General features: G+C 42.7%; 22 protein-coding genes. 4 read left to right on the top strand and 18 right to left on the bottom strand.

Going from position 1 to position 19,859, the window contains the following annotated elements:
• Positions 1-3: 3 nt before the first annotated feature.
• The 4 genes from gatB to AA980_RS06500 form a co-directional block, all read right to left on the bottom strand.
• Positions 4-1,431 (bottom strand): Asp-tRNA(Asn)/Glu-tRNA(Gln) amidotransferase subunit GatB, encoded by a 1,428-nt coding sequence (gene gatB / locus AA980_RS06515; protein WP_024029682.1) that lies wholly within the window; start codon positions 1,429-1,431, stop codon positions 4-6.
• Positions 1,432-1,443: 12 nt separating this feature from the next.
• A complete protein-coding gene (gene gatA / locus AA980_RS06510; RefSeq protein WP_024029681.1) occupies positions 1,444-2,901 on the bottom strand; it encodes an Asp-tRNA(Asn)/Glu-tRNA(Gln) amidotransferase subunit GatA in 1,458 nt (485 codons plus the stop codon).
• A gap of 4 nt (positions 2,902-2,905) precedes the next feature.
• Positions 2,906-3,205, bottom strand: a complete 300-nt coding sequence (gene gatC / locus AA980_RS06505) for an Asp-tRNA(Asn)/Glu-tRNA(Gln) amidotransferase subunit GatC (RefSeq protein WP_024029680.1) — start codon at positions 3,203-3,205, stop codon at positions 2,906-2,908.
• Positions 3,206-3,362: 157 nt separating this feature from the next.
• A complete protein-coding gene (locus tag AA980_RS06500; protein ID WP_024029679.1) occupies positions 3,363-3,629 on the bottom strand; it encodes a hypothetical protein in 267 nt (88 codons plus the stop codon).
• A gap of 172 nt (positions 3,630-3,801) precedes the next feature.
• Between AA980_RS06500 and AA980_RS06495 the strand changes: the two genes are divergently transcribed.
• Both AA980_RS06495 and AA980_RS06490 read left to right on the top strand, forming a co-directional pair.
• A complete protein-coding gene (locus AA980_RS06495; RefSeq protein ID WP_024029678.1) occupies positions 3,802-4,458 on the top strand; it encodes a lysozyme family protein in 657 nt (218 codons plus the stop codon).
• A 41-nt stretch (positions 4,459-4,499) separates the two neighbouring features.
• A complete protein-coding gene (locus AA980_RS06490) occupies positions 4,500-4,952 on the top strand; it encodes an OsmC family protein (RefSeq protein ID WP_024029677.1) in 453 nt (150 codons plus the stop codon).
• Positions 4,953-5,052: 100 nt separating this feature from the next.
• On the opposite strand, the gene fosM is transcribed toward AA980_RS06490, so the two are convergent.
• The 7 genes from fosM to aceB form a co-directional block, all read right to left on the bottom strand.
• A complete protein-coding gene (fosM, locus tag AA980_RS06485; RefSeq protein ID WP_024029676.1) occupies positions 5,053-5,472 on the bottom strand; it encodes a FosM family fosfomycin resistance protein in 420 nt (139 codons plus the stop codon).
• Positions 5,473-5,494: 22 nt separating this feature from the next.
• Positions 5,495-5,848 carry a hypothetical protein gene (locus AA980_RS06480; protein ID WP_024029675.1) on the bottom strand — a complete coding sequence of 118 codons (354 nt, stop codon included), beginning with the start codon at positions 5,846-5,848 and terminating at the stop codon, positions 5,495-5,497.
• A 29-nt stretch (positions 5,849-5,877) separates the two neighbouring features.
• Positions 5,878-6,696 (bottom strand): VanW family protein, encoded by an 819-nt coding sequence (locus AA980_RS06475; RefSeq protein ID WP_407937455.1) that lies wholly within the window; start codon positions 6,694-6,696, stop codon positions 5,878-5,880.
• A 127-nt stretch (positions 6,697-6,823) separates the two neighbouring features.
• The gene (locus tag AA980_RS06470; RefSeq protein ID WP_024029673.1) at positions 6,824-7,255 is read right to left on the bottom strand and encodes a YueI family protein; all 432 of its coding nucleotides are present in this window, start codon (positions 7,253-7,255) and stop codon (positions 6,824-6,826) included.
• 201 nt (positions 7,256-7,456) lie between these two features.
• Positions 7,457-7,624 (bottom strand): hypothetical protein, encoded by a 168-nt coding sequence (locus tag AA980_RS27155; RefSeq protein ID WP_160310244.1) that lies wholly within the window; start codon positions 7,622-7,624, stop codon positions 7,457-7,459.
• Positions 7,625-7,704: 80 nt separating this feature from the next.
• Positions 7,705-8,994 carry an isocitrate lyase gene (aceA, locus tag AA980_RS06460; protein WP_024027602.1) on the bottom strand — a complete coding sequence of 430 codons (1,290 nt, stop codon included), beginning with the start codon at positions 8,992-8,994 and terminating at the stop codon, positions 7,705-7,707.
• Between the two features lie 55 nt (positions 8,995-9,049).
• A complete protein-coding gene (gene aceB, locus AA980_RS06455) occupies positions 9,050-10,642 on the bottom strand; it encodes a malate synthase A (protein WP_024027603.1) in 1,593 nt (530 codons plus the stop codon).
• 210 nt (positions 10,643-10,852) lie between these two features.
• Between aceB and AA980_RS06450 the strand changes: the two genes are divergently transcribed.
• Entirely contained in the window at positions 10,853-11,326 is a 474-nt protein-coding gene (locus tag AA980_RS06450) for a GNAT family N-acetyltransferase (RefSeq protein WP_024027604.1), read from the top strand.
• Positions 11,327-11,379: 53 nt separating this feature from the next.
• Here the strand turns inward: AA980_RS06450 and AA980_RS06445 are convergent, their stop codons facing one another.
• From AA980_RS06445 to AA980_RS06415, 7 genes are all read right to left on the bottom strand, one after another.
• The gene (locus AA980_RS06445) at positions 11,380-12,000 is read right to left on the bottom strand and encodes an NAD(P)-binding protein (protein WP_024027605.1); all 621 of its coding nucleotides are present in this window, start codon (positions 11,998-12,000) and stop codon (positions 11,380-11,382) included.
• Positions 11,966-12,691 carry a sirohydrochlorin chelatase gene (locus AA980_RS26825; protein WP_024027606.1) on the bottom strand — a complete coding sequence of 242 codons (726 nt, stop codon included), beginning with the start codon at positions 12,689-12,691 and terminating at the stop codon, positions 11,966-11,968. Before AA980_RS26825 ends, AA980_RS06445 begins: the two co-directional genes overlap by 35 nt.
• A gap of 4 nt (positions 12,692-12,695) precedes the next feature.
• A complete protein-coding gene (gene cobA, locus AA980_RS06435) occupies positions 12,696-14,153 on the bottom strand; it encodes a uroporphyrinogen-III C-methyltransferase (protein WP_047771396.1) in 1,458 nt (485 codons plus the stop codon).
• A gap of 207 nt (positions 14,154-14,360) precedes the next feature.
• A complete protein-coding gene (nirD, locus tag AA980_RS06430; RefSeq protein ID WP_024027608.1) occupies positions 14,361-14,681 on the bottom strand; it encodes a nitrite reductase small subunit NirD in 321 nt (106 codons plus the stop codon).
• A 6-nt stretch (positions 14,682-14,687) separates the two neighbouring features.
• Complete coding sequence (nirB, locus tag AA980_RS06425) at positions 14,688-17,102, bottom strand: nitrite reductase large subunit NirB (RefSeq protein ID WP_047771394.1); 2,415 nt, start codon at positions 17,100-17,102, stop codon at positions 14,688-14,690.
• Positions 17,103-17,291: 189 nt separating this feature from the next.
• Positions 17,292-18,284: a hypothetical protein gene (locus tag AA980_RS06420; RefSeq protein WP_024027610.1), complete on the bottom strand. Its 993-nt coding sequence runs from the start codon at positions 18,282-18,284 to the stop codon at positions 17,292-17,294.
• 17 nt (positions 18,285-18,301) lie between these two features.
• Complete coding sequence (locus AA980_RS06415) at positions 18,302-18,529, bottom strand: hypothetical protein (protein WP_024027611.1); 228 nt, start codon at positions 18,527-18,529, stop codon at positions 18,302-18,304.
• Positions 18,530-18,756: 227 nt separating this feature from the next.
• Between AA980_RS06415 and AA980_RS06410 the strand changes: the two genes are divergently transcribed.
• Complete coding sequence (locus AA980_RS06410; RefSeq protein WP_024027612.1) at positions 18,757-19,572, top strand: hypothetical protein; 816 nt, start codon at positions 18,757-18,759, stop codon at positions 19,570-19,572.
• Positions 19,573-19,859 lie beyond the last annotated feature (287 nt).

The raw sequence follows: 19,859 nt of genomic DNA, 5'->3' as shown, positions 1-19,859 counted from the left end.
GATTTATCGTTTTTGTAGTTCTTGCTGCAATAATTGATTAACCATTTGCGGATTTGCTTGCCCCTTGGTAGCTTTCATGAGCTGACCAACAAGGAAACCAACCGCTTTATTTTTCCCAGCTTTAAAATCTTCAATTGATTTCGGATTAGCATCAAGGACTTCCGCAATGATCTTCAAAAGTGTTCCTTCATCCGAAATTTGCACGAGACCTTTTTCTTTCACGATTTGCTCGGCATCGCCGCCGTTTTCGATTAATTCTTTAAAAACGGTTTTTGCGATTTTCGATGAGATCGTTCCGTTTTCAAGCAACTTAATCATGCTGGCGAGGCCTTCTGGTGTCAACGCCACCTGACCAAGCTCCTTCGACTCGGCGTTTAAATAGGCGGAAACATCGCCCATGATCCAGTTCGAAGCCAGTTTCGCATCGGCACCGCCACCCACAGTTGCCTCAAAGAAATCGGCCATTTCTTTTGTCATTGTAAGTACCTTGGCATCATAAACAGGTAATCCGAGTTCTTCAACATAACGCTTTTGCCGCTCGTCTGGAAGCTCAGGGATTTCCGCGCGAATCCGCGCTTTCCAATCCTCATCAATGAATATATCCAACAAGTCTGGTTCCGGGAAGTAGCGATAATCATCGGAACCTTCTTTGACCCTCATCAGCAAAGTGGCACCAGTCGCCTCATCAAATCGACGAGTTTCCTGTTCAATGACCCCGCCTGCCGAAACCACTTCACGTTGTCGCTTTTCTTCATATTCAAGACCCTTACGGACAAAGTTGAACGAGTTCAAGTTCTTCAATTCCGTTTTCGTACCGAATTCCTCTTGTCCCACCGGACGAATGGAAATATTGGCGTCACAACGAAGCGAACCTTCTTCCATTTTACAATCGGAAACGCCAGTGTATTGAATAATTGACTTTAATTTTTCAAGATATGCATAGGCCTCGTCTGGAGTACGGATATCTGGCTCAGAAACAATCTCAACGAGCGGGGTGCCCTGACGATTGTAGTCGCATAATGAGTACCCTTTTCCATGGTTCAGTTTCCCGGCATCCTCTTCCAGATGAATTCTTGTGATTCCAATCCGTTTCGTATAACCGTTAACCTCAATTTCAATCCAGCCGTGCTCGCCAATCGGCTTGTCAAATTGCGAAATTTGATATGCCTTTGGATTGTCCGGGTAAAAATAGTTCTTGCGGTCAAATTTCGTATGTGACGCAACTTCACAGTTTAACGCCATCGCCGCCTTCATTCCGAACTCAACTGCCTTTTTATTAAGGACAGGTAAAACCCCTGGATATCCTAGGTCGATTACACTCGTATTCGTGTTCGGCTCATCCCCAAACTGGTTTGGGCTCGCTGAGAAAATTTTAGAGTCTGTTTTTAACTCGACATGGACTTCAAGTCCGATCACTGTTTCAAATTCCATTCTTGTCACCCCCTACAATTCCGGCTTTTGTTTATGAAAGTCTGTTGCTTGTTCGAAAGCATGTGCTGCTCGATAAATGGTAGCTTCATCAAAATACTTGCCGATGATTTGCAGACCTAACGGCAAACCATCATCAAAGCCGCAAGGAACCGAAATTCCCGGTAAGCCCGCTAGGTTCAAAGGTATCGTTAAAATATCATTCGCGTACATTGTTAGTGGATCTTCAATATTTTCGCCAATTTTAAAAGCTGGTGTTGGTGCTGTTGGTCCGACAATCACATCAAATTTGGCAAGCACATCTTCAAAATCCTTCTTAATCAATGTACGAACCTGTTGTGCTTTTTTATAATAAGCATCATAGTAGCCCGAACTTAACGCAAAGGTACCGAGCATGATTCGGCGTTTCACTTCATCGCCAAAGCCTTCTGCACGTGTCTTTTTATATAAATCAATTAAGCTTTCAGCATCTGGTGTCCGGTACCCATAGCGTACCCCGTCAAAACGGGCAAGGTTCGCTGATGCTTCAGATGAAGAAAGTAAGTAGTAGGCTGCTAGAGCGTATTTGGAGTGTGGCAGTGAAACCTCTTCCCAAACTGCTCCTAGACCTTCAAGGACTTTTAAAGCAGCTAACACGGATTTACGCGCTGCTTCGCCAACTCCTTCGCCAAGATACTCCTTAGGTACAGCAATTTTCAGACCTTTCACGTCACCTGTTAAGGCAGCCGCAAAGTTTGGAACATCCACATTTGCAGAAGTTGAGTCCATCGGGTCAAGTCCAGAGATTGCTTGTAGAAGATAGGCATTATCTTCAACCGTTCTTGTAATCGGTCCAATTTGGTCAAGGGATGAGGCAAACGCCACTAGACCGAAGCGGGACACACGACCATAGGTTGGCTTCATACCGACGACACCACAGAAAGATGCAGGCTGGCGGATGGAACCACCCGTATCAGAGCCTAATGAAAATAGAACTTCTCCAGCGGCTACCGATGCTGCCGAACCACCAGATGATCCTCCTGGTACCCTGTCAAGCGCCCACGGATTCCGTGTCTTTTGGAAAGCCGAGTTTTCGTTCGATGAACCCATGGCAAACTCGTCCATGTTTAGCTTTCCAATGGTCACAGTTTCTGCCTGTTGCAGTTTTTGGACAACGGTTGCGTCGTAAATTGGATCGAAGTTTTCGAGGATTTTACTCGCACAAGTTGTTCGTAAGCCCTTTGTCACGATGTTATCCTTCACACCAATCGGCATACCAAATAGCAATCCTTTTTGAGAGTCAGTTGCGAGTTTTTCATCAAGTAATTTTGCTGATTGCCGTGCCTGTTCTTCATCCAACGTTAAAAACGCCTGGACCTTATCCTCGACTTGGCCAATCCGTTTATACGATTCCTCCACTAGGTCAGTCACTTTTAGTTCTTTCTTATGTAAAAGCTCATGAAGATCTGAAACTTTATAATCAAATAAACTCACTTTTTTAATCCTCCTTCCCCATTATATTCGGTACTTTAATTTGTCCGTCTTGATGCTCCGGTGCATTTTTCAGTACCTCTTCCTGAGGCAATCCTTTTTGCGGAATGTCCTCACGTAATACATTTTTCATATCAAGCACATGGTATGTAGGTTCCACATTTTCTGTATCCAGTTCATTTAACTGCTCTGCAAAGGTTATAATCGAATCGAGCTGCTTTGTGAACTTTTCCGCTTCTTCTTCTGTAATCGCCAAGCGTGCTAAGTTGGCAACATGTTTCACTTGGTCATTTGAAATTCGTGACATTATTTGACCTCCGATCCCAACGTTATTTTAATACTGATAATATCAAACTTTTCCGCTTTACCGCAATGATTCCTTCTTCAGTATTAACATTAGAATGTATTTTTAGATTAATAGCATGAAAAAAAGGAGCACGCTGCTCCCTTTTTTTATACTACTATTACTCAAAGTCCTTTGAAGAGAGCGATTTCATAAGCTCTGAAGTTGACATTCCAAGACCTTGTTTATACTGTTCTTGACTTTCATTAATCATCCTTTTAAGTTCAGGACTAGCCTCAATATCAGCATTGATTGATTGTTGATGATCTTCTTGAAGAACAAGCGTGAATTTCCCTTTACCAGGAATAACGAACTGGCAAACTGAATTTTCATTGTCCATTTCTGAAATGAATCTCATAAGTTCCTCGGGAGAACGAACAGTACTCATTCCCATCACCACCATAATTAATTTTTAATACCATGATCATATCATGAATAGCAAAAGATCACGAAATTGTTTTCATACATTTTTTAAAATATTTCCAATAAGCTCATCGCAGACATTCACGATAACTTCCCTTATAATAGTCAAAGAAGAATTGATTTAGGAGAGAAAATGAATGAAAAAACGCAGACGGAGTAAAGTCAAAACCTTTTTCGTGCTGTTTATCATTTTTTGCGCTTTGGCGATGTTTCAAAATCATTTCCAAAAACAAGATTCCCCTCATATAATAGAAAACGATCCATTTACTGACGTAAAAAAATATACAATTTTAATACATGATGAATTAGCGAAATATCAGCTTGAAAGTCACACAGATACCCTTATTGCCCTTATGCAGCAGGAAAGCCACGGCAAAGGAGGAGATCCGATGCAGGCTTCTGAATCGGCTGGTTTAGCACCAAACACGATTAACGATCCGAAACAAAGTATTCAAGCTGGGGTCAAACATTTTCAGAGCGTACTTACTTATGGAAATCAAAAAAAGGTCGATTTCCCCACCATTATACAGGCATATAACATGGGCAGGGGCTATATTGACTATATCGCGCAGCACGGCGGAAAACATAGTGAGGAGTTGGCGAAGGAATTTTCGCTTCTCCGCGTAAAAGAAAAGCCAACCATTTACACATGTGGCGGCGATAAAAATAATTTCCGCTATCCCTATTGTTATGGTGATTTTACCTACAGCACAAAAGTAGCGAACAACCTTCAATTATTAGTAGATAGTTTTCCAGTGAATATCAGCGAAAAAACACCCGGTGGATCTTTTTAGAAATAACCATATTTTTCAATTTATACAGGAGGTAATCTAAAATGGCAGAACATGTTTTTCACTTAAGAGCTAACTGGCCGGGATTACGGAATGACGTCGGAGAGATTGAGGCTGGGAATTTGAAAACAAAGGTCTCCATCCCGCTGGAAATGGATGGTCCGGGTGTTGGCACCAATCCCGATGAGATGCTGCTTGGGGCGGCCGCAACCTGCTACATCATCACTCTTGCAGCGATGATGGAACGCAGCAGGCTGGAGAAAGTGGACTTAACAATGGAATCGGAAGGCATTGTTGATGTCACTAAGGGAGTAATTACTTATAAAAGGATTATCCACCGCCTTCGTATAGTCTTAAAGCCAGGAGCATCTGAAAAAGACGTTGAATTAGCTGTGCGGCTTGCTAAAAAAGCGGAAACATCCTGTATGATCAGCCGTGCTGTTCAAGGGAATGTGGAGATTGAGCTAGAGGCGAAGGTACAAGTGGCAACTGGATGAAAGCATAGGGTCATAAGGAGCTTCATGAGGACAATTTGGTTTACTTTTTGTCCTCATGAACGCATGCTTTGATTGATATAACCCAAATCAAGCTCTATTTTTAGATGTAAAAATCCATATGGCTTTTTTCCTGCTTGTAATAATCCAATCTATCCTTTAATGTACCTGTATGAAACTCAAATTTATGACCATCCGGGTCGGTGAAATAAATCGACCTTTTATCCCGTTCGTCCCTGGACCGGCCAGGTAGAATATTGACGTTTAATCGCTTAAGTTTCTCATACACTGTTGAGAAATCTGCTTCTTCGATTGAAAAAGCAATATGGGTATAGGACTGGTTTATTTCATTACGGGGGATGTCCTTTTCCAAATTAAGTGCAAGCCACAGTCCATTTAAATCAAAATAGGCCGTACTCTTGCCCTTCACCAGCAGTTTCGCCTCAAAAACTTGTTGATAAAATTCTATAGATTTATCCAGATTGGAAACCGAAAATAGCAAATGGTTTATTCCTTTTATCAACTTACGATCACCTTTCCCTTCATCACCTACTGTATTCTGTATGCTGCTCGGCATTCTGTTGAGCCCAAAGTAACAGCTTTGTTTTTTCAAAATATATATTTTTATCCACTGTAATATATGGCAGCATCATACCCTCGTAAATACCGGAAGTTTCCAAAGCCTTTTTTTCACTAGAAATAATCATGTTGATTTCTTCTGTTGTTAACCCAAGGAATTTAGAAGCATCGTCTATATCTACTATAACACCGCTTTCTGCTGCGTTTTTACTTTTTGGCTCGGCTAAAGAGGCGGATAGAGGCTTTGAGGCGATAAGATAACAGCCGATAATAATTCCTAAAGAGATAATTAACGATGGGACCCAAAGTTTATGATTCAACAATTTCATCCTCCAATTGAAAATTTTTTTCAAGAATTTCCGTCAGGCAAAAATGGCTCGTACATCATAATGGCATTGTTTTCAGTAATATATTCATCATCGATCAATTCCTGATTTAAGTTATATACCTTCCGATGAATCTTGTTATGCCTTGCATAACCGCCCCAATACTCCTGCGTCATCGAATGTTCTTTTTCATAAACCTCGTAGGTTCTTGTCGGTGGCACATCGGCACGCCATTCCCCGACGAGATGGGTGTCAGTTAAATAGATAACTAGTTGATAGGTAGCATTTGTGTCATTTTTAATTTGCAAATCAAGGTAATTGTAGGCACAGGTTGCCCCGCTTCCGAACGGCTGGCTCCGTTTTGAATCTGGGAAAACATCAAAGCTGTGGCGGTACCTTTCTGTTACCAGCAGCGGGGTATGTAACGTCATCCAATATATCAGATTCGAAAGTTGGCATAGGCCCCCGCCAGTTCCCGTGGTTACCTTGCCATAGTGGAGGATCATCCCGTCCACATAACCTTTGCTTTTACTCGTATTTCCAAGTAGCTTCCAATAGGAAAAAGTTTCACCCGGTTTGAGGAGGATTCCATTTAACGATTTAGCAGCAATTGTTAAGTTCTTGACTTTATTATGCTGCAGCCACATATCGACATCCTTTAATTGTCGAAGCAACACGGTTTTGTGGGTAAAAATGACGTGTTTTAATTTTGCAGTTTCTTTTTGTTTTGCATACCTTTTTCCGTCCGTGTACCATTCCCAATATCGTTTCAGACGATAATATTTTGTTCCCAAATAAATCCTCAGTTGATTACGTTTGATCGGCTGCTTGATTGGCATCATGTCAATCCCCGCTCTCTTTTCTATAGCTCTCTTAATATTATGATAAATCAAACAATATTTGTATTTAATTTTTCTTGAAAAAGTAAAAAGGGTATAATTCTAAATGAATTACACCCTTTTTACCGAGTTACCGTTTGAAAATTTTTGAAAAAAATCCTTTTTTGTATTGAGATTTTTCAGGGAGTGGTTGGGTTTTTGAGATAAAGATTTCTTCTTTATCAATCGCATGACTCATAGCTAAAACTAACCCAATTTCCGTGTCGTGCTCTTTGTTTGTGACAATCTTATGCACAACCTTATTTTTAGTAGCCAATTTAATATATTTCGATAACGCTTCATAGTTCATGTTTCCATTGAGAAGAAGCTGTGCCCCAGGGTACTTATTCATTGACTGCTTAATTTGCGGATAAACTTCGGTCTCTGCCACCTGTCTTTTGTAGAGGGCAACAATGATCCGTTCTCTTATCGTTCCTAAATATTTACGCCGCTCATCCGGTTTTGTTTCCAAAGGGCCGTATATCCCTTGCTGCAAGACCTCGTCAACGGTTGGCTTTTTCAAACAAATCAACTCCATATAATGACTATTATTATGTATGATAATACCTCAAAATGTGTTCCTTTCCAAAGTTAAGCTATTAAGGAAGCATTTTAGCACGGGGAAATGCTTAATTGCTAAGAAAAAATTACGTATACGAGAAAAAATACGGCTTTGCGACAGTTGACACACCTTTCCCGACAGTTGAACCAAACTTTGCAACAGTTAACATACCTTTTCCGCCAGTAAACTCACCTCTTCCGCCAGTAAGCTCACCTCTTCCGCCAGTAAACTCACCCCTTCCGCCAGTAAGCTCACCCCTTCCGCCAGTAAGCTCACCCCTTCCGCCAGTAAACTCACCCCTTCCGCCAGTAAACTCAATTTATCAATCAATCCCCCACCATGATCCATAATTAATATCGCCCAAACCCAAGAAATCCTCCCCTCCAATTGGAGAGAAGGACCACACATCATTATTTTTGAGTAGAACCGGTGAATTGCGCCTCTTCAGTTGACCCCTTCAACGCGGTTGTTGATGAGGTTCCACCGGTAATTACCATTGATACTTGATCAAAGTAACCTGTTCCAACCTCGCGCTGGTGGCGTGTAGCGGTGTAGCCGTATTGCTCGCTGTCAAACTCTGCTTGCTGCAATTCGGAGTAGGCTGCCATGCCGCGTTCCTTGTAGCCGCGGGCAAGCTCGAACATGCTGTGGTTTAAGGCGTGGAAGCCGGCAAGGGTCACGAATTGGAACTTGTAGCCCATTTTTCCAAGTTCCTCTTGGAATTTCGCAATTGTTTCTTCATCGAGTTTCTTTTTCCAGTTAAATGATGGCGAACAGTTGTAAGCCAACAATTTGCCAGGGAACTGCTCATGAATGGCTTCAGCAAATTGTCTTGCTTCGTCAATATTCGGCTCTGAAGTTTCACACCAAATGAGATCCGCATATGGGGCGTAAGCCAAACCGCGGGCAATCGCCTGTTCAATCCCTGCCCTAACACGGAAAAATCCTTCGCCAGTCCGCTCGCCGGTAATGAACGGAGCATCATTCATATCGATGTCACTTGTAATTAAATCAGCAGCATTGGCGTCGGTACGGGCAACTAATACGGTTGGAACGTCCATTACATCCGCGGCCAAGCGGGCAGCAATCAAGTTGCGAACCGCCGTTTGTGTTGGCAACAATACTTTACCGCCTAAATGGCCGCATTTTTTCTCGGAAGAAAGCTGGTCTTCAAAGTGGACGCCTGACGCTCCTGCTTCGATCATGCCCTTCATCAATTCGAAACAGTTTAACTGTCCGCCAAAGCCTGCCTCGGCATCGGCAACAATTGGAGCGAACCAATCAATCGAATCGTCACCTTCGGAATGGGTGATTTGGTCCGCGCGCTGAAGTGCCTGGTTAATTCGTTTGACCACGCTTGGCACACTGTTTGCCGGGTACAAGCTTTGGTCTGGATACATATGTCCGGAAAGGTTGGCATCGGCTGCTACCTGCCAGCCGCTTAAGTATATGGCTTTTAGCCCAGCTTTAACCTGCTGCACTGCCTGATTTCCTGTTAAGGCACCAAGGGCATTAATATAGTCTTCTTCATTTAGCAGCTTCCATAACTTTTCAGCACCTTTAAGAGCCAAAGTATGTTCGATATCAATCGAACCGCGCAGCTTAATAACATCCTCGGCCGTGTACGGTCTTGTAATCCCTTGCCAACGCGAATCTAATTCCCAGCTTTCCTGCAACACAGCTACTCTTGAATCAGTCATTTTAAAAACTCCTCCTATCAATCTATTAGATTATTTTTCAAAAAATTAACGCCTTTTATAACTGCTCATATCCAGGCAATGTTAAGAAATCAACAAACTCATCATTTAAAATTAAGCGGTCAAATAGGCGAATAGCTTCATCAAACCGGCCATTCTCAAAGTATTGGATTCCGATTTCCTGCTTGATTCTCTCCAGTTCCTCGCCTTTAAATTGTTCATACATTTCGATCGTTATTTTCCTGCCGTCATCTAGAACCCCTCTTGGATGGCGAATCCACTGCCAAAGCTGCGCCCGTGAAATTTCAGCCGTTGCCGCATCCTCCATTAAGTTATAGATAGGCGCTGCTCCTCTGCCGGAAAGCCAGGAAGCGACATATTGAATGCCAACATTGATATTCGTACGGACACCTGCTTCCGTGATCGTTCCACCAGGTATCTCAAGTAAATCTTGAGCTGTAATCGTTATTTTCTGCTGTTTGGCCGTATGGATTTGGTTTGGCGTTGGCATTTCACGATTGAATGCTTCCATTGCTACTGGGACAAGTCCTGGGTGCGCTACCCATGTACCGTCATGTCCGTCGCGTGCTTCCCGCTCTTTATCGGCAAGGACTTTTGCGAAGGCCTCTTCATTAGCCTGCGGGTTATTTTTCACCGGAATTTGTGCCGCCATTCCGCCCATTGCAGGTGCCTTGCGGCGATGGCATGTTTGAATCGTCAGCAGCGAATAGGAGCGCATAAACGGTGAAGTCATCGTGACTTGAGCGCGATCCGGCAAAATGACATCCTTTTGGTTACGCAGTTTTTTTATAAAGCTGAAAATATAATCCCATCTGCCGCAGTTTAAGCCGGCGGAATGCTCCTTTAATTCATAAAGAATTTCATCCATTTCAAATGCAGCCATGATGGTTTCGATTAATACCGTTGCTTTGATGGTTCCTTGAGCAACCCCAAGCTTTTCCTGTGCAAAAACAAATACATCATTCCAAAGCCGTGCTTCTAAATGGCTTTCAAGCTTTGGCAGGTAGAAATATGGGCCTGAACCTTTAGCAAGCAGCGCCTTTACATTGTGAAAAAAATACATGCCGAAGTCGAAAAAGCTTCCTGAGATAGATTTGCCGTCTAAAAGCACATGTTTTTCTTCCAGATGTAGCCCGCGTGGTCTTGGAATTAGCACCGCTGTTTCTTCCTTTAACGCATATTTCTTCCCATTCGGGTTTTCAAAACGAATCGTCCGTTTCACTGCATCTCGTAAGTTGATTTGGCCTTCGACAGCATTTTCCCATGTTGGTGAAGTGGCATCCTCAAAATCAGCCATAAACAATTTCGCCCCAGAATTCAAGGCATTAATGACCATTTTACGGTCTGTCGGTCCGGTAATTTCTACACGGCGGTCTTGAAGGTCTTTTGGCAGCGGTGCAATCGTCCATTCCCCATTGCGAATATGTTTTGTTTCAGGAAGGAAATCCGGCAGTTTGCCGTTATCAATTTCCTGTTGGCGTTTTTGTCTGTACTGTAACAGTTCCAATCTTCTTGCACCGAACTTTTGCTCTAGCTCCTCAATAAAATTCAAAGCCTCCGGAGTTAAAATCTCATCATACTGGGCTTTTATTGCCCCTACCACTTCAATACCAGTCGTTTGTGTCGCCATGAACTTAATCACCTCTTTGTTATAATACAGTAACAACCTACGTTTTGTATTATATAACACAATATTTAAAAATGGAACTACTTTTCTGAAAATTTAAAGAAATAGGTAAAAATACCCTGTTGCTATTTTATTAAACTAATAAAATACTTGATATATCTGGTCTTGTATCGATTGGATATGATTACCTATTTGTTGTTGGGAGGGACTTGAGTGTTGCTTTATCTGAAGGAAATGGATGAAATTTTTGCAGAGAAGATATTAAGTTGGAGCTACGAGACACCTTATGATTTTTATGATAATGAGTATAGTGTGGAAGCTGTGCAGGAAATGTTGAATCACTCTTATTCAGCAATCTTGGATGATCATGATGAGGTATTTGGATTTTTCTGCATTGGTGATTCGGCTCAAGTTCCGATTGGTGCTGATTTTGGGGCATATCCTCAAGGTTATATTGATGTTGGCATTGGGATGAACCCAGAGTTTACTGGTCGGGGAAAGGGGTTTTCATTTTTTACATTTATTCTTCAGCAAATTTACGAGGTGCACGGTGTTGTTCCAGTTCGACTTACCGTGGCAACGTTTAATACCCGGGCGATCCGTCTTTATGAAAAACTTGGGTTTGTGAAGGAAAAAGAGTTCTGTCATAGGGATATTGAATTTTTGACGATGGTTAAAGGAGCCTAGTTCCTTTAACCATTTGACTGCACCCCAAATGTTTTTAAGTCCTATCACTAATTTCAAAAAGTTAATTCTTGATATAACCGCCGGAAGTCTCCCTCACGGTCGTTGCTGTTTAAAAACTCATCGCTTGCAATTGCTGTTAACAGTTTGCTTTTTAAAGTGGTTTCTGCCACTTCTTTAATAATCCACTTTCTCTTCTCAAAAAGAAAATTGAGATATTCTTCGTACCTTTCATCAAACTCCTGCTCCAGCTGCTCACGAATTTTCCTGGCAAAAGTTGGGCTCGCACCACCGGTTGAAACAGAAATCGACAAACGACCGCGGTGAAATGTCGATGGAAGATGAAAATCAGATTTCTCTAGATCATCGACTACCATAACGAGCTGGTGAGGCTCTGCTGAATCTTTTATCGACAAGTTAAGAATCTTATCGTTTGTTGCTGCAAAGACCATAAACGCCCCCTGCAAATCCCCTCCAGAAAAATGCCGCTGCACCCATTCAATTTTTCCAGCATGAAAGAGCCTTTGTATATCTTCCGTTGCTTCCGGGCTGACCACCGTAACACGAGCCCCAGTGCCAAGTAAGCCGCTTACCTTCCGCTCGGCCACCTTACCGCCGCCAACGACCACTACTCTTTTTCCTTCAAGCCGTAACATAATCGGATAATTTGAACTCATGCGTAACCTCCGCAACTCTTTTTTCAATCAGCGGAATTAATTTTTCAGCAAATCCAACTGGCTCACAAAAAATAATATCTCCGCCCGACTGATCCAGCTCTCTCTTCATTTTGACGGTATAGCCTCCAGAAAACAAGAAGTGAGGAAGTATATAAATCTTCTTATCTGCTAGTTTTGCCGCCACATCATGATAGAAAACTGGCGTAGTGACGAAGGCCGTGTGAACTTTACTACCAATTTTCTCTGCCAAACCCAATGCTAGTTTTTCAAATTCAATCGCCGCTTCAGGGGCTCGGCTCCCGTGGCTCACCATCAGCACCGCTTCATCCATTTTGCCTTCAAAACCAGCAGCAGCCAGCCTGTCCGCAAGAATTTCCACTATACTGTCATCAACACCTAGCGGCCTTCCATAGTGGAAAACAATGTCCGGATAGCGGTCCAGTTCTGCTGGAATATCCACCGCCGCATGAACCCCAGGCAATAGGAAAACAGGGACAACCGTGATTTCGCTTGCCCCTTGTTCGATGCAGATGTCAATCGCCTGAGTAATCGATGGTTCCTTATGCTCAAGAAATCCATAGGACTGAATGGCTGCCGCAGACTGGTGCATCACTTTTTTAATAAAAGAAATAAACTTCTCGTTTGCCGCTGCCCGCCTGCTGCCATGGGCAAGATAAATGACAGCCTCCATGATCTTATACCCCCTTAAGCGGTTGTCCTGCCAAGTATTCCACCAAGGCTTCTTTAGTTGCTCTTCTTGGCATCCCATGTGATCGAAGTCCAGCCATTTCCACAGATCCCATCGTTTGATTGCCCATACTGACTACCTGCAAATCCTTCATAAACTCTAGTACATCTATTCCACATTCCTTTAACCCTTCAATAAAAGGCTCTACAGATGCCCGGCAAGGGAAAACCATGGTGTTCACATCTGCTTCCTCTAGCATTCTTTTAAAAATAGGCAGGAATTGGAGGTCGAGCTCCTTTCTACTTGTTATCCAGTTGTCGGCATTAGGGTGATTATGTTTTAAAATTCTATTATCACCGACAATAAGTAGTTTACCTGCCTCTGACATCTCATCGATTAAATGGGGAGTCAAACCGCGTTCCCGTAAGGCATTTATTGTTTTAATAGAAACACCAAAAACATCCGCCGTTACTTTTCTAATATCCACTCGATTGTCCATCAATGTTTTGAAAAAGTCGCCGACACTTTCAGGAGATGTGAACAAAATTCCTTTATAGCTCGAAATGTTAGCTAGTATATCCGAATGAATTGGTAAGGATATCCTTTTCCATTTTGGGAATTCAATCACATCTGCGCCAGACTCCATTAATTCCTTCGCCAATCCACTGACACCCTCACCGGTTCGCGCAAGCATTATTTGCCGTCCATACAATGGCTTACGCTCAAACCAGCTAATTTTTTCCCGAAGTGAGATGACTTCACCGACAAGAATGATGGCGGGATTGGTGAACTTTGCTTCTAGGACCTTCGCTGAAATATTGGCAAGCGTCCCTTGCAATGTTTTCTGGCGGCCAAATGTACCCCATTGGATCAAAATGACTGGTGTGGTAGCAGGTTTGCCGTGTGTAACAAGATTCTCACAGATAAACGGTAAATTCCCGACACCCATGTAAAAAGCAATCGTATCGACACCGCGGGCAAGGCCTTCCCAGTCAAGCAGTGGCTTGCCGTCCTTAGATTTGTCATGGGCGGTGACGACGGCAAAGGATTCGGCATGCTCACGATGGGTGACAGGAATTCCGGCATAAAGGGGGGCTGCAATCCCCGATGAAATGCCAGGCACGATTTCAAAAGGAATTTCGTATTGGGCAAGGGCGGCTGCTTCTTCGCCCACGCGGCCGAAAACGCCGGGGTCGCCGCCTTTTAAACGGACGACCAATTTTCCTGCTAACGCCTTTTCCACCAAAAGATCATTAATGTTCTCCTGGCGTAAAATATGGCGGTCAGGCAATTTGCCGCAGTAAATGAGCTCACAATTGCTGGTGGCAAATTCTAATAGTTTTGGATTGGCAAGTCGGTCATATAAAATGACTTCAGCCCGCTTGATTGCTTCCATCCCTTTAACAGTGATAAGTCCTACGTCCCCTGGCCCCGCGCCTACTAAAAATACTTTTCCTGTTTTCATCCTGCAGCCTTCCTTCCGTGTTGCCATGCTAAGTGCTTTTTTGAGATTCGCTGATAAACATGCTAGATTCGCTGATAAAACGAAATATTCGCTGATATATTACTTAAATTCGCCGATAAACCTTGTAAAATCGCTGATAAAAATTTTCTTCGGGTGTTAAACACTGTTTTCGGTATTGTTTTTTTCAAATTTTACGAAAAACAGCCCTTATAATACGATAAAAACAATATCTTCTTCTCTTTCTACCTTAAATGTCCTTACTTGACCCTCGTCCGGTCCCTGGACCCTGCCATCTACTAATGAAATCTTCCAATCATAGACGGGGCAGTAAACATATTCACCGCTGACAAGACCTTCCGAAAGGACACCGCCCTTCGGATGGGGACTGTGATTTTCTAATGCGTAAACCTTGCCGTTTGTGACCTTAAATAGCGCAATTTCTGTCTGATTAATTTTAAGAGAATAACCTGCCCTAGCTTTTAGATTAGAATAGTTTGCCACCGGAATTCTTGTTAATGTTGTAATCATTTGGACTCACTCCCCAACCTTGATAGTATGCTGTGCATAATATTTATCTTGTATTTCTTCATTTTGAATGGCTTCGTTCCAAGGCTCGATGTACTTTTTCAGTGTTTGATTCATCCGCTCGTTTAACGCTTTACGTGTTTCCTCATCTGCCAAGACTTCCTTCACATGGTCTAAGCCTACGCGTTCCACCCACTTTGAAGTACGCTCTAAATAATTCGCTGTTTCCCGGTAATATTGGAGGTAGGCGCCAGTCATTTTCATAACCTCTGCCTGCGTTTTCACTGTGCATAGCAAGTCGCCAGGGCGAAGGTCAACACCGCCGTTACCTGCGACGTAAATCTCCCAGCCTCCATCAATACCAACGAAGCCGATGTCTTTAATTCCTGCTTCAGAACAGTTACGTGGGCACGCTGATACGCCCATTTTTACTTTATGCGGGGTATCCAGACGTTCAAACTTTTTCTCAAGCTCAATTCCCAGTGCCATTGAATCCTGGGTACCGTAGCGGCAGAATTGAGCGCCGACGCAGGTTTTTACGGTGCGAAGCGTTTTTCCGTAAGCATAGCCGGATGGCATATCAAGCTCTTCCCACATCGCCGGTAGGTCTTCTTTTTTCACACCGAACAAGCCAATCCGCTGCCCGCCGGTTAATTTTACTAATGGTACGTTGTACTTTTCCGCGACCTCAGCGATTTTTTTCAAATCAGCTGCTGTTGTAACCCCGCCGTACATTCGTGGGACAACGGAGTAGGTTCCGTCCTTCTGAATATTGGCGTGCATTTTTTCATTGACGAGGCGGGAATCACGATCATCCTTGTATTCATCCATGTGAATCATACCAAGATAATAGTTGATGGCCGGACGGCATTTCGTGCAGCCTTCCTCATTGTTCCACTCTAGTACGTTCATGACTTCCTTTACACTTGTTAAGCCCTTTGCCTTGATTTCTGCCACCAATTCCTCACGGCTTATTGTTGTACAGCTGCAAATGCTTGTTTTCTGTGCCGCAGCGGAATCGAATTGATCACCAAGCGTATGGGCAAGAATGCTGCTGACCATTGGTTTGCAGCGTCCGCAAGAACGTCCAGCGTTTGTGCAATGACTAACCTGGTCAAGTGTCGTGAGGCCTTGTGTTTGAATCGCTTCAACAATTGCCCCTTTTGTCACTCCATTACAGCCGCAAACGAGTTCATCATTTGGCATGGAAGCAATATCATCGCTTGCTCCGCTTCCCGAACATTCTGTTTGAAAGATGGAAACCCCGCTAATATCTTCTTTTTTCGTCAACATCCGGAACAACTTTGTACTATCCTTTGTATCGCCATAAAGGACGATTCCGACGATCAAATTATTTCTAGTTAATACTCGTTTATAGATACCTTCATATTCGTTGTAAATCATGATTGATTTCGTTGATCCATCTTCAAAAATTTCTCCTGCAGAGAAAAGGTCAACACCTGCCACCTTTAATTGCGTTCCGGTAACAGATCCTGCATACGGCTTCGCTTCACCCCCGCAAATCCGTTCTGCCAGTACTTTTCCCTGTTCATATAATGGCGCAACCAAGCCATAAACAATTTCTCTGTGCTCTGCACATTCCCCAACTGCGTAAACATTCGGTACGCTGGTTTCCATGAAGTCATTGACGACAATGCCGCGATTGACGTAAATGCCGCTGTTTTTCGCGACTGCTGTATTGGATTTAATCCCAATCGCCATCACCACAAGATCCGCTTCTACTTCAGAGCCGTCTTTAAAACGCAAACCTGTTACGCGTTCGTCTCCAAGGATTTCGACAGTTTCTTTTTCCATTAAGAAGTTCATGCCTTGGGATTCAAGCTCTGCTCTTAGCAGCGACGATGCAATCGGATCGAGCTGGCGTTCCATTAGGTGCGGCATTAAATGGACAACATCAACTTTCATTCCGAGATTTAGTAGCCCTCTAGCAGCTTCAAGACCGAGCAGCCCGCCGCCGATAACCACAGCCTTTTTATACTGCTCAGCCGACTTGATTATCATTTCACAATCTTGGATATCGCGAAATCCTGTTACGCCTTTTTTATCTGCACCTGGAATTGGCAGGATGAATGAATTGGATCCAGTCGCAATAATCAATTCATCATAGTCGACTTCTCGTCCTTGATTGCTGATGACCCGCTTTGCCTCTACATCAATGTTTGCAACTGTTTCTCCTGTAAATAATTGAATATTATTTTCCTTATACCAATCTAGTGGATTGATAATGATTTCATCAAAATTTGTATCGCCTTGAAGAATATTCGATAGCTTAATACGATTATAGTTTGGGTATGGCTCTTGTCCAAAAATAGTTATCTCAAATTGTTCTGGTGACTGTTTAAGGATTTCTTCAATCGTTCTAACACCGGCCATTCCGTTTCCGATCATCACTAATTTTCTCATGTTGGATCGCTCCCTATATATTTAAGTTAATTAATGTTTTCTTTATAGTTAAATTGTAAACCCTGCAGCTTGAAAAAATTGTGAGGTACGTCACATTTAACCACTGTATGTGAATGATTTCACATTATTGTCATAAAGGCTTTACGAAAATGAAAAGAAGGTGCCTCCATTGGAGACACCTTCTTGTTATTATGCCGGCTGCCGATTCTTTTTCACTAGCGGCATCGGTTTTACAAGCGCACTGATAACCGGAACAAAGACACCCGCTAGCACAACCGGAACAAGCTCCCACAATACAAGCGGCGGTGTAATCAGCCAGCCTGATTGATGGATACCATACAAAACCAGGAAATAGCCTAGACTGCCGATAAGCCCGGCCAGCCAGTTTATTTTTCTAAACAATAAATAGCACAGGGGAATCAATAGTAGTGTAATCGGTACATAGGAGGTAGGGTAATTAACGGCAGCAAAAATCCCTTTACCGACAAATCTTAATAAAATATATAGCCCCGCGGCCATGACAGGTATGTTATAGTCGCGAAAAATTCGAATCATAATGACCGTCAGCAGTGCAACCATTAGCACTGAATAAATTGGGTAAACCCACTCCGGAATACCGCCAAAAATTTGTGAAGCCGGGTCGGAGATGAGTGCAAGAATTTCTTCGGAGGCGATCGATTTTCCCTGCATGTATTGATCATAGGAAATCGCTCCATTTTCCTGCTGCATATTCGGGAACATCAAACATTCAAGTAAAAACATCGCGAACCAAGTATGCATTGATTTCCAAGTTGGCTTTACATCTCTAGTGAACATGTAGTAACCGCGCCAAACCCCAAAAATCATAATATCTGTGGCAATGTAATAAATAAAGTGGGTCGGGCTCCACGTTGTTAAATCAATACCATAGGCAATATGATAGGTAAAGTCTAACGGAATACCAATTAGGAATAATACATAGCCAATCGTAATCAGATTTCGTGAAAATCGGTCCATAAAATGGGAGCGCCGCCACTCTTGAAATAACAAATACGCTCCGAGGGCAAATCCAAGTGTATTAACAATATGGGGAATGGAATATTCCTCAAACAAATACTTAAAGTGATACGATGCATCCCAGGCAGAACCAATAAATTTTAATAAAAAGGCGATTACCCATAATCGATAATATTTCAAGTTCATTATCCCCTCTCCTGACCTTATCCCAATAAGTCAAATGGATCCCCCAAAATGGCGATTAGGATATAATTAATCGCTATGGCGATACCGAACACGATTCCAACATTTCGGACTTTTTTTTGGGTGAATAATTTATACATAAATACAATTCCTGCTGTGACGACAAAGACGTTACAGGCCAAAAATGTCCAAAGCATACTTTCACTATGCGGGACGGCTGTAACATGCAATAAATATAACGGTATCAATTGCTTACCTCCAAAACCAGCATTTTAATAAACGAAATCTTTAGCTGCCAGCCTTTCTTTTAGAAGACGAATTTCCTAGATAAAATGTTTCATTTTTCTAACTTCATTCCTTATTCTATCATTAATTTTAGCGCAATTGGCTATTTATTTACAGTAAATTCTTGCACTGGCTGAATCCGGTAATGTACATTAGAGTAATGGACGATGATTGGAGAGGAGAATGTTCCATGAAGCAAATTGTTATTAGCATTTTACTATTATCTGTTGTATTTCTAACTGCATGCAATTCAATAAAAGTCCCTAAGTCGACAATGGATCATAAAATGAGTGCCACCCCTACCGATGTGGTTCCAACTAAATCCGAATGGACATTGACAGACCAACCGCAAGCTAATGTGGAAATTCCAATTTCCATTTTAATAATGGATAAGAATGGTAAACCGATAAAAACATTTGAGACGGTTCACGAGAAAAAGATGCATTTATTTATCGTTAGTAAAGATTTAGCTTATTTTTCCCATATCCATCCTAAATATGAAGGGAATGGAAAATTTAATATTACAACTAGCTTCCCTGCTGGAGGAGACTACAAAATTATTTCTGAGTCAACCCCAAAAGGCGGTGGCGATAGCAGTCTGGAAACTCACTGGGTTCATATCGAAGGAGAGCCTGCAAAGGAAGAACCGCTAATTCCGGATGAGGCGTTTACCAAAGTGGTTGATGGCAAAAAAGTGTCACTCACATTTAGCCAACTTGCGGCCGGAAAGACGCTGCATATGACGTTTACCATCACGGATGCAAAAACCAACAAACCGATAAAAAATCTGCAGCCCTATTTAGGGGCGATGGGTCATACGGTGGCCATCAGTGCGGATGCCGAAAAATACTTGCACATTCATCCAATGACCACTTCAGGAAATGGACCAAGTGTAATCTTTATGACGATTTTCCCGGAAGCTGGCGTTTATAAAGTTTGGGGACAATTTAAACACAATGGTAAAGTCTTCACAGTACCATTTGTTATAGATGTGCCAAAAAAATAAACCAAGAAAAGCGCAAGCGCCCTGGTCAGCGGCGTATGGCCTGGAGCGCTCCAACTGAGATAAAGGAAACACGAAGAGCCGGAGGCGATTCGATGTTGACTTATCGTAGGGCGGAGAGCGAAGGACATTAGCCGCTAGGGCGCTGGAGCTGGACAATTCTCAAAGTTCAATGATATAAATTCTGATACTACAAAAACCCCTACTACAGTCGAATAGGGGTTTTTGAATGCATATTCAATACATTTATTGGAAATTGGTGCCTAACACCCCTCCCGTGTGAGGTAGAC

Source organism: Neobacillus vireti, from assembly GCF_001026695.1.
In the GTDB taxonomy this organism is placed as follows: domain Bacteria; phylum Bacillota; class Bacilli; order Bacillales; family Cytobacillaceae; genus Neobacillus; species Neobacillus vireti.
The sequence above is the reverse complement of the archived record's forward strand: the minus strand, read 5'-3'. Positions and strand labels throughout refer to the sequence as shown.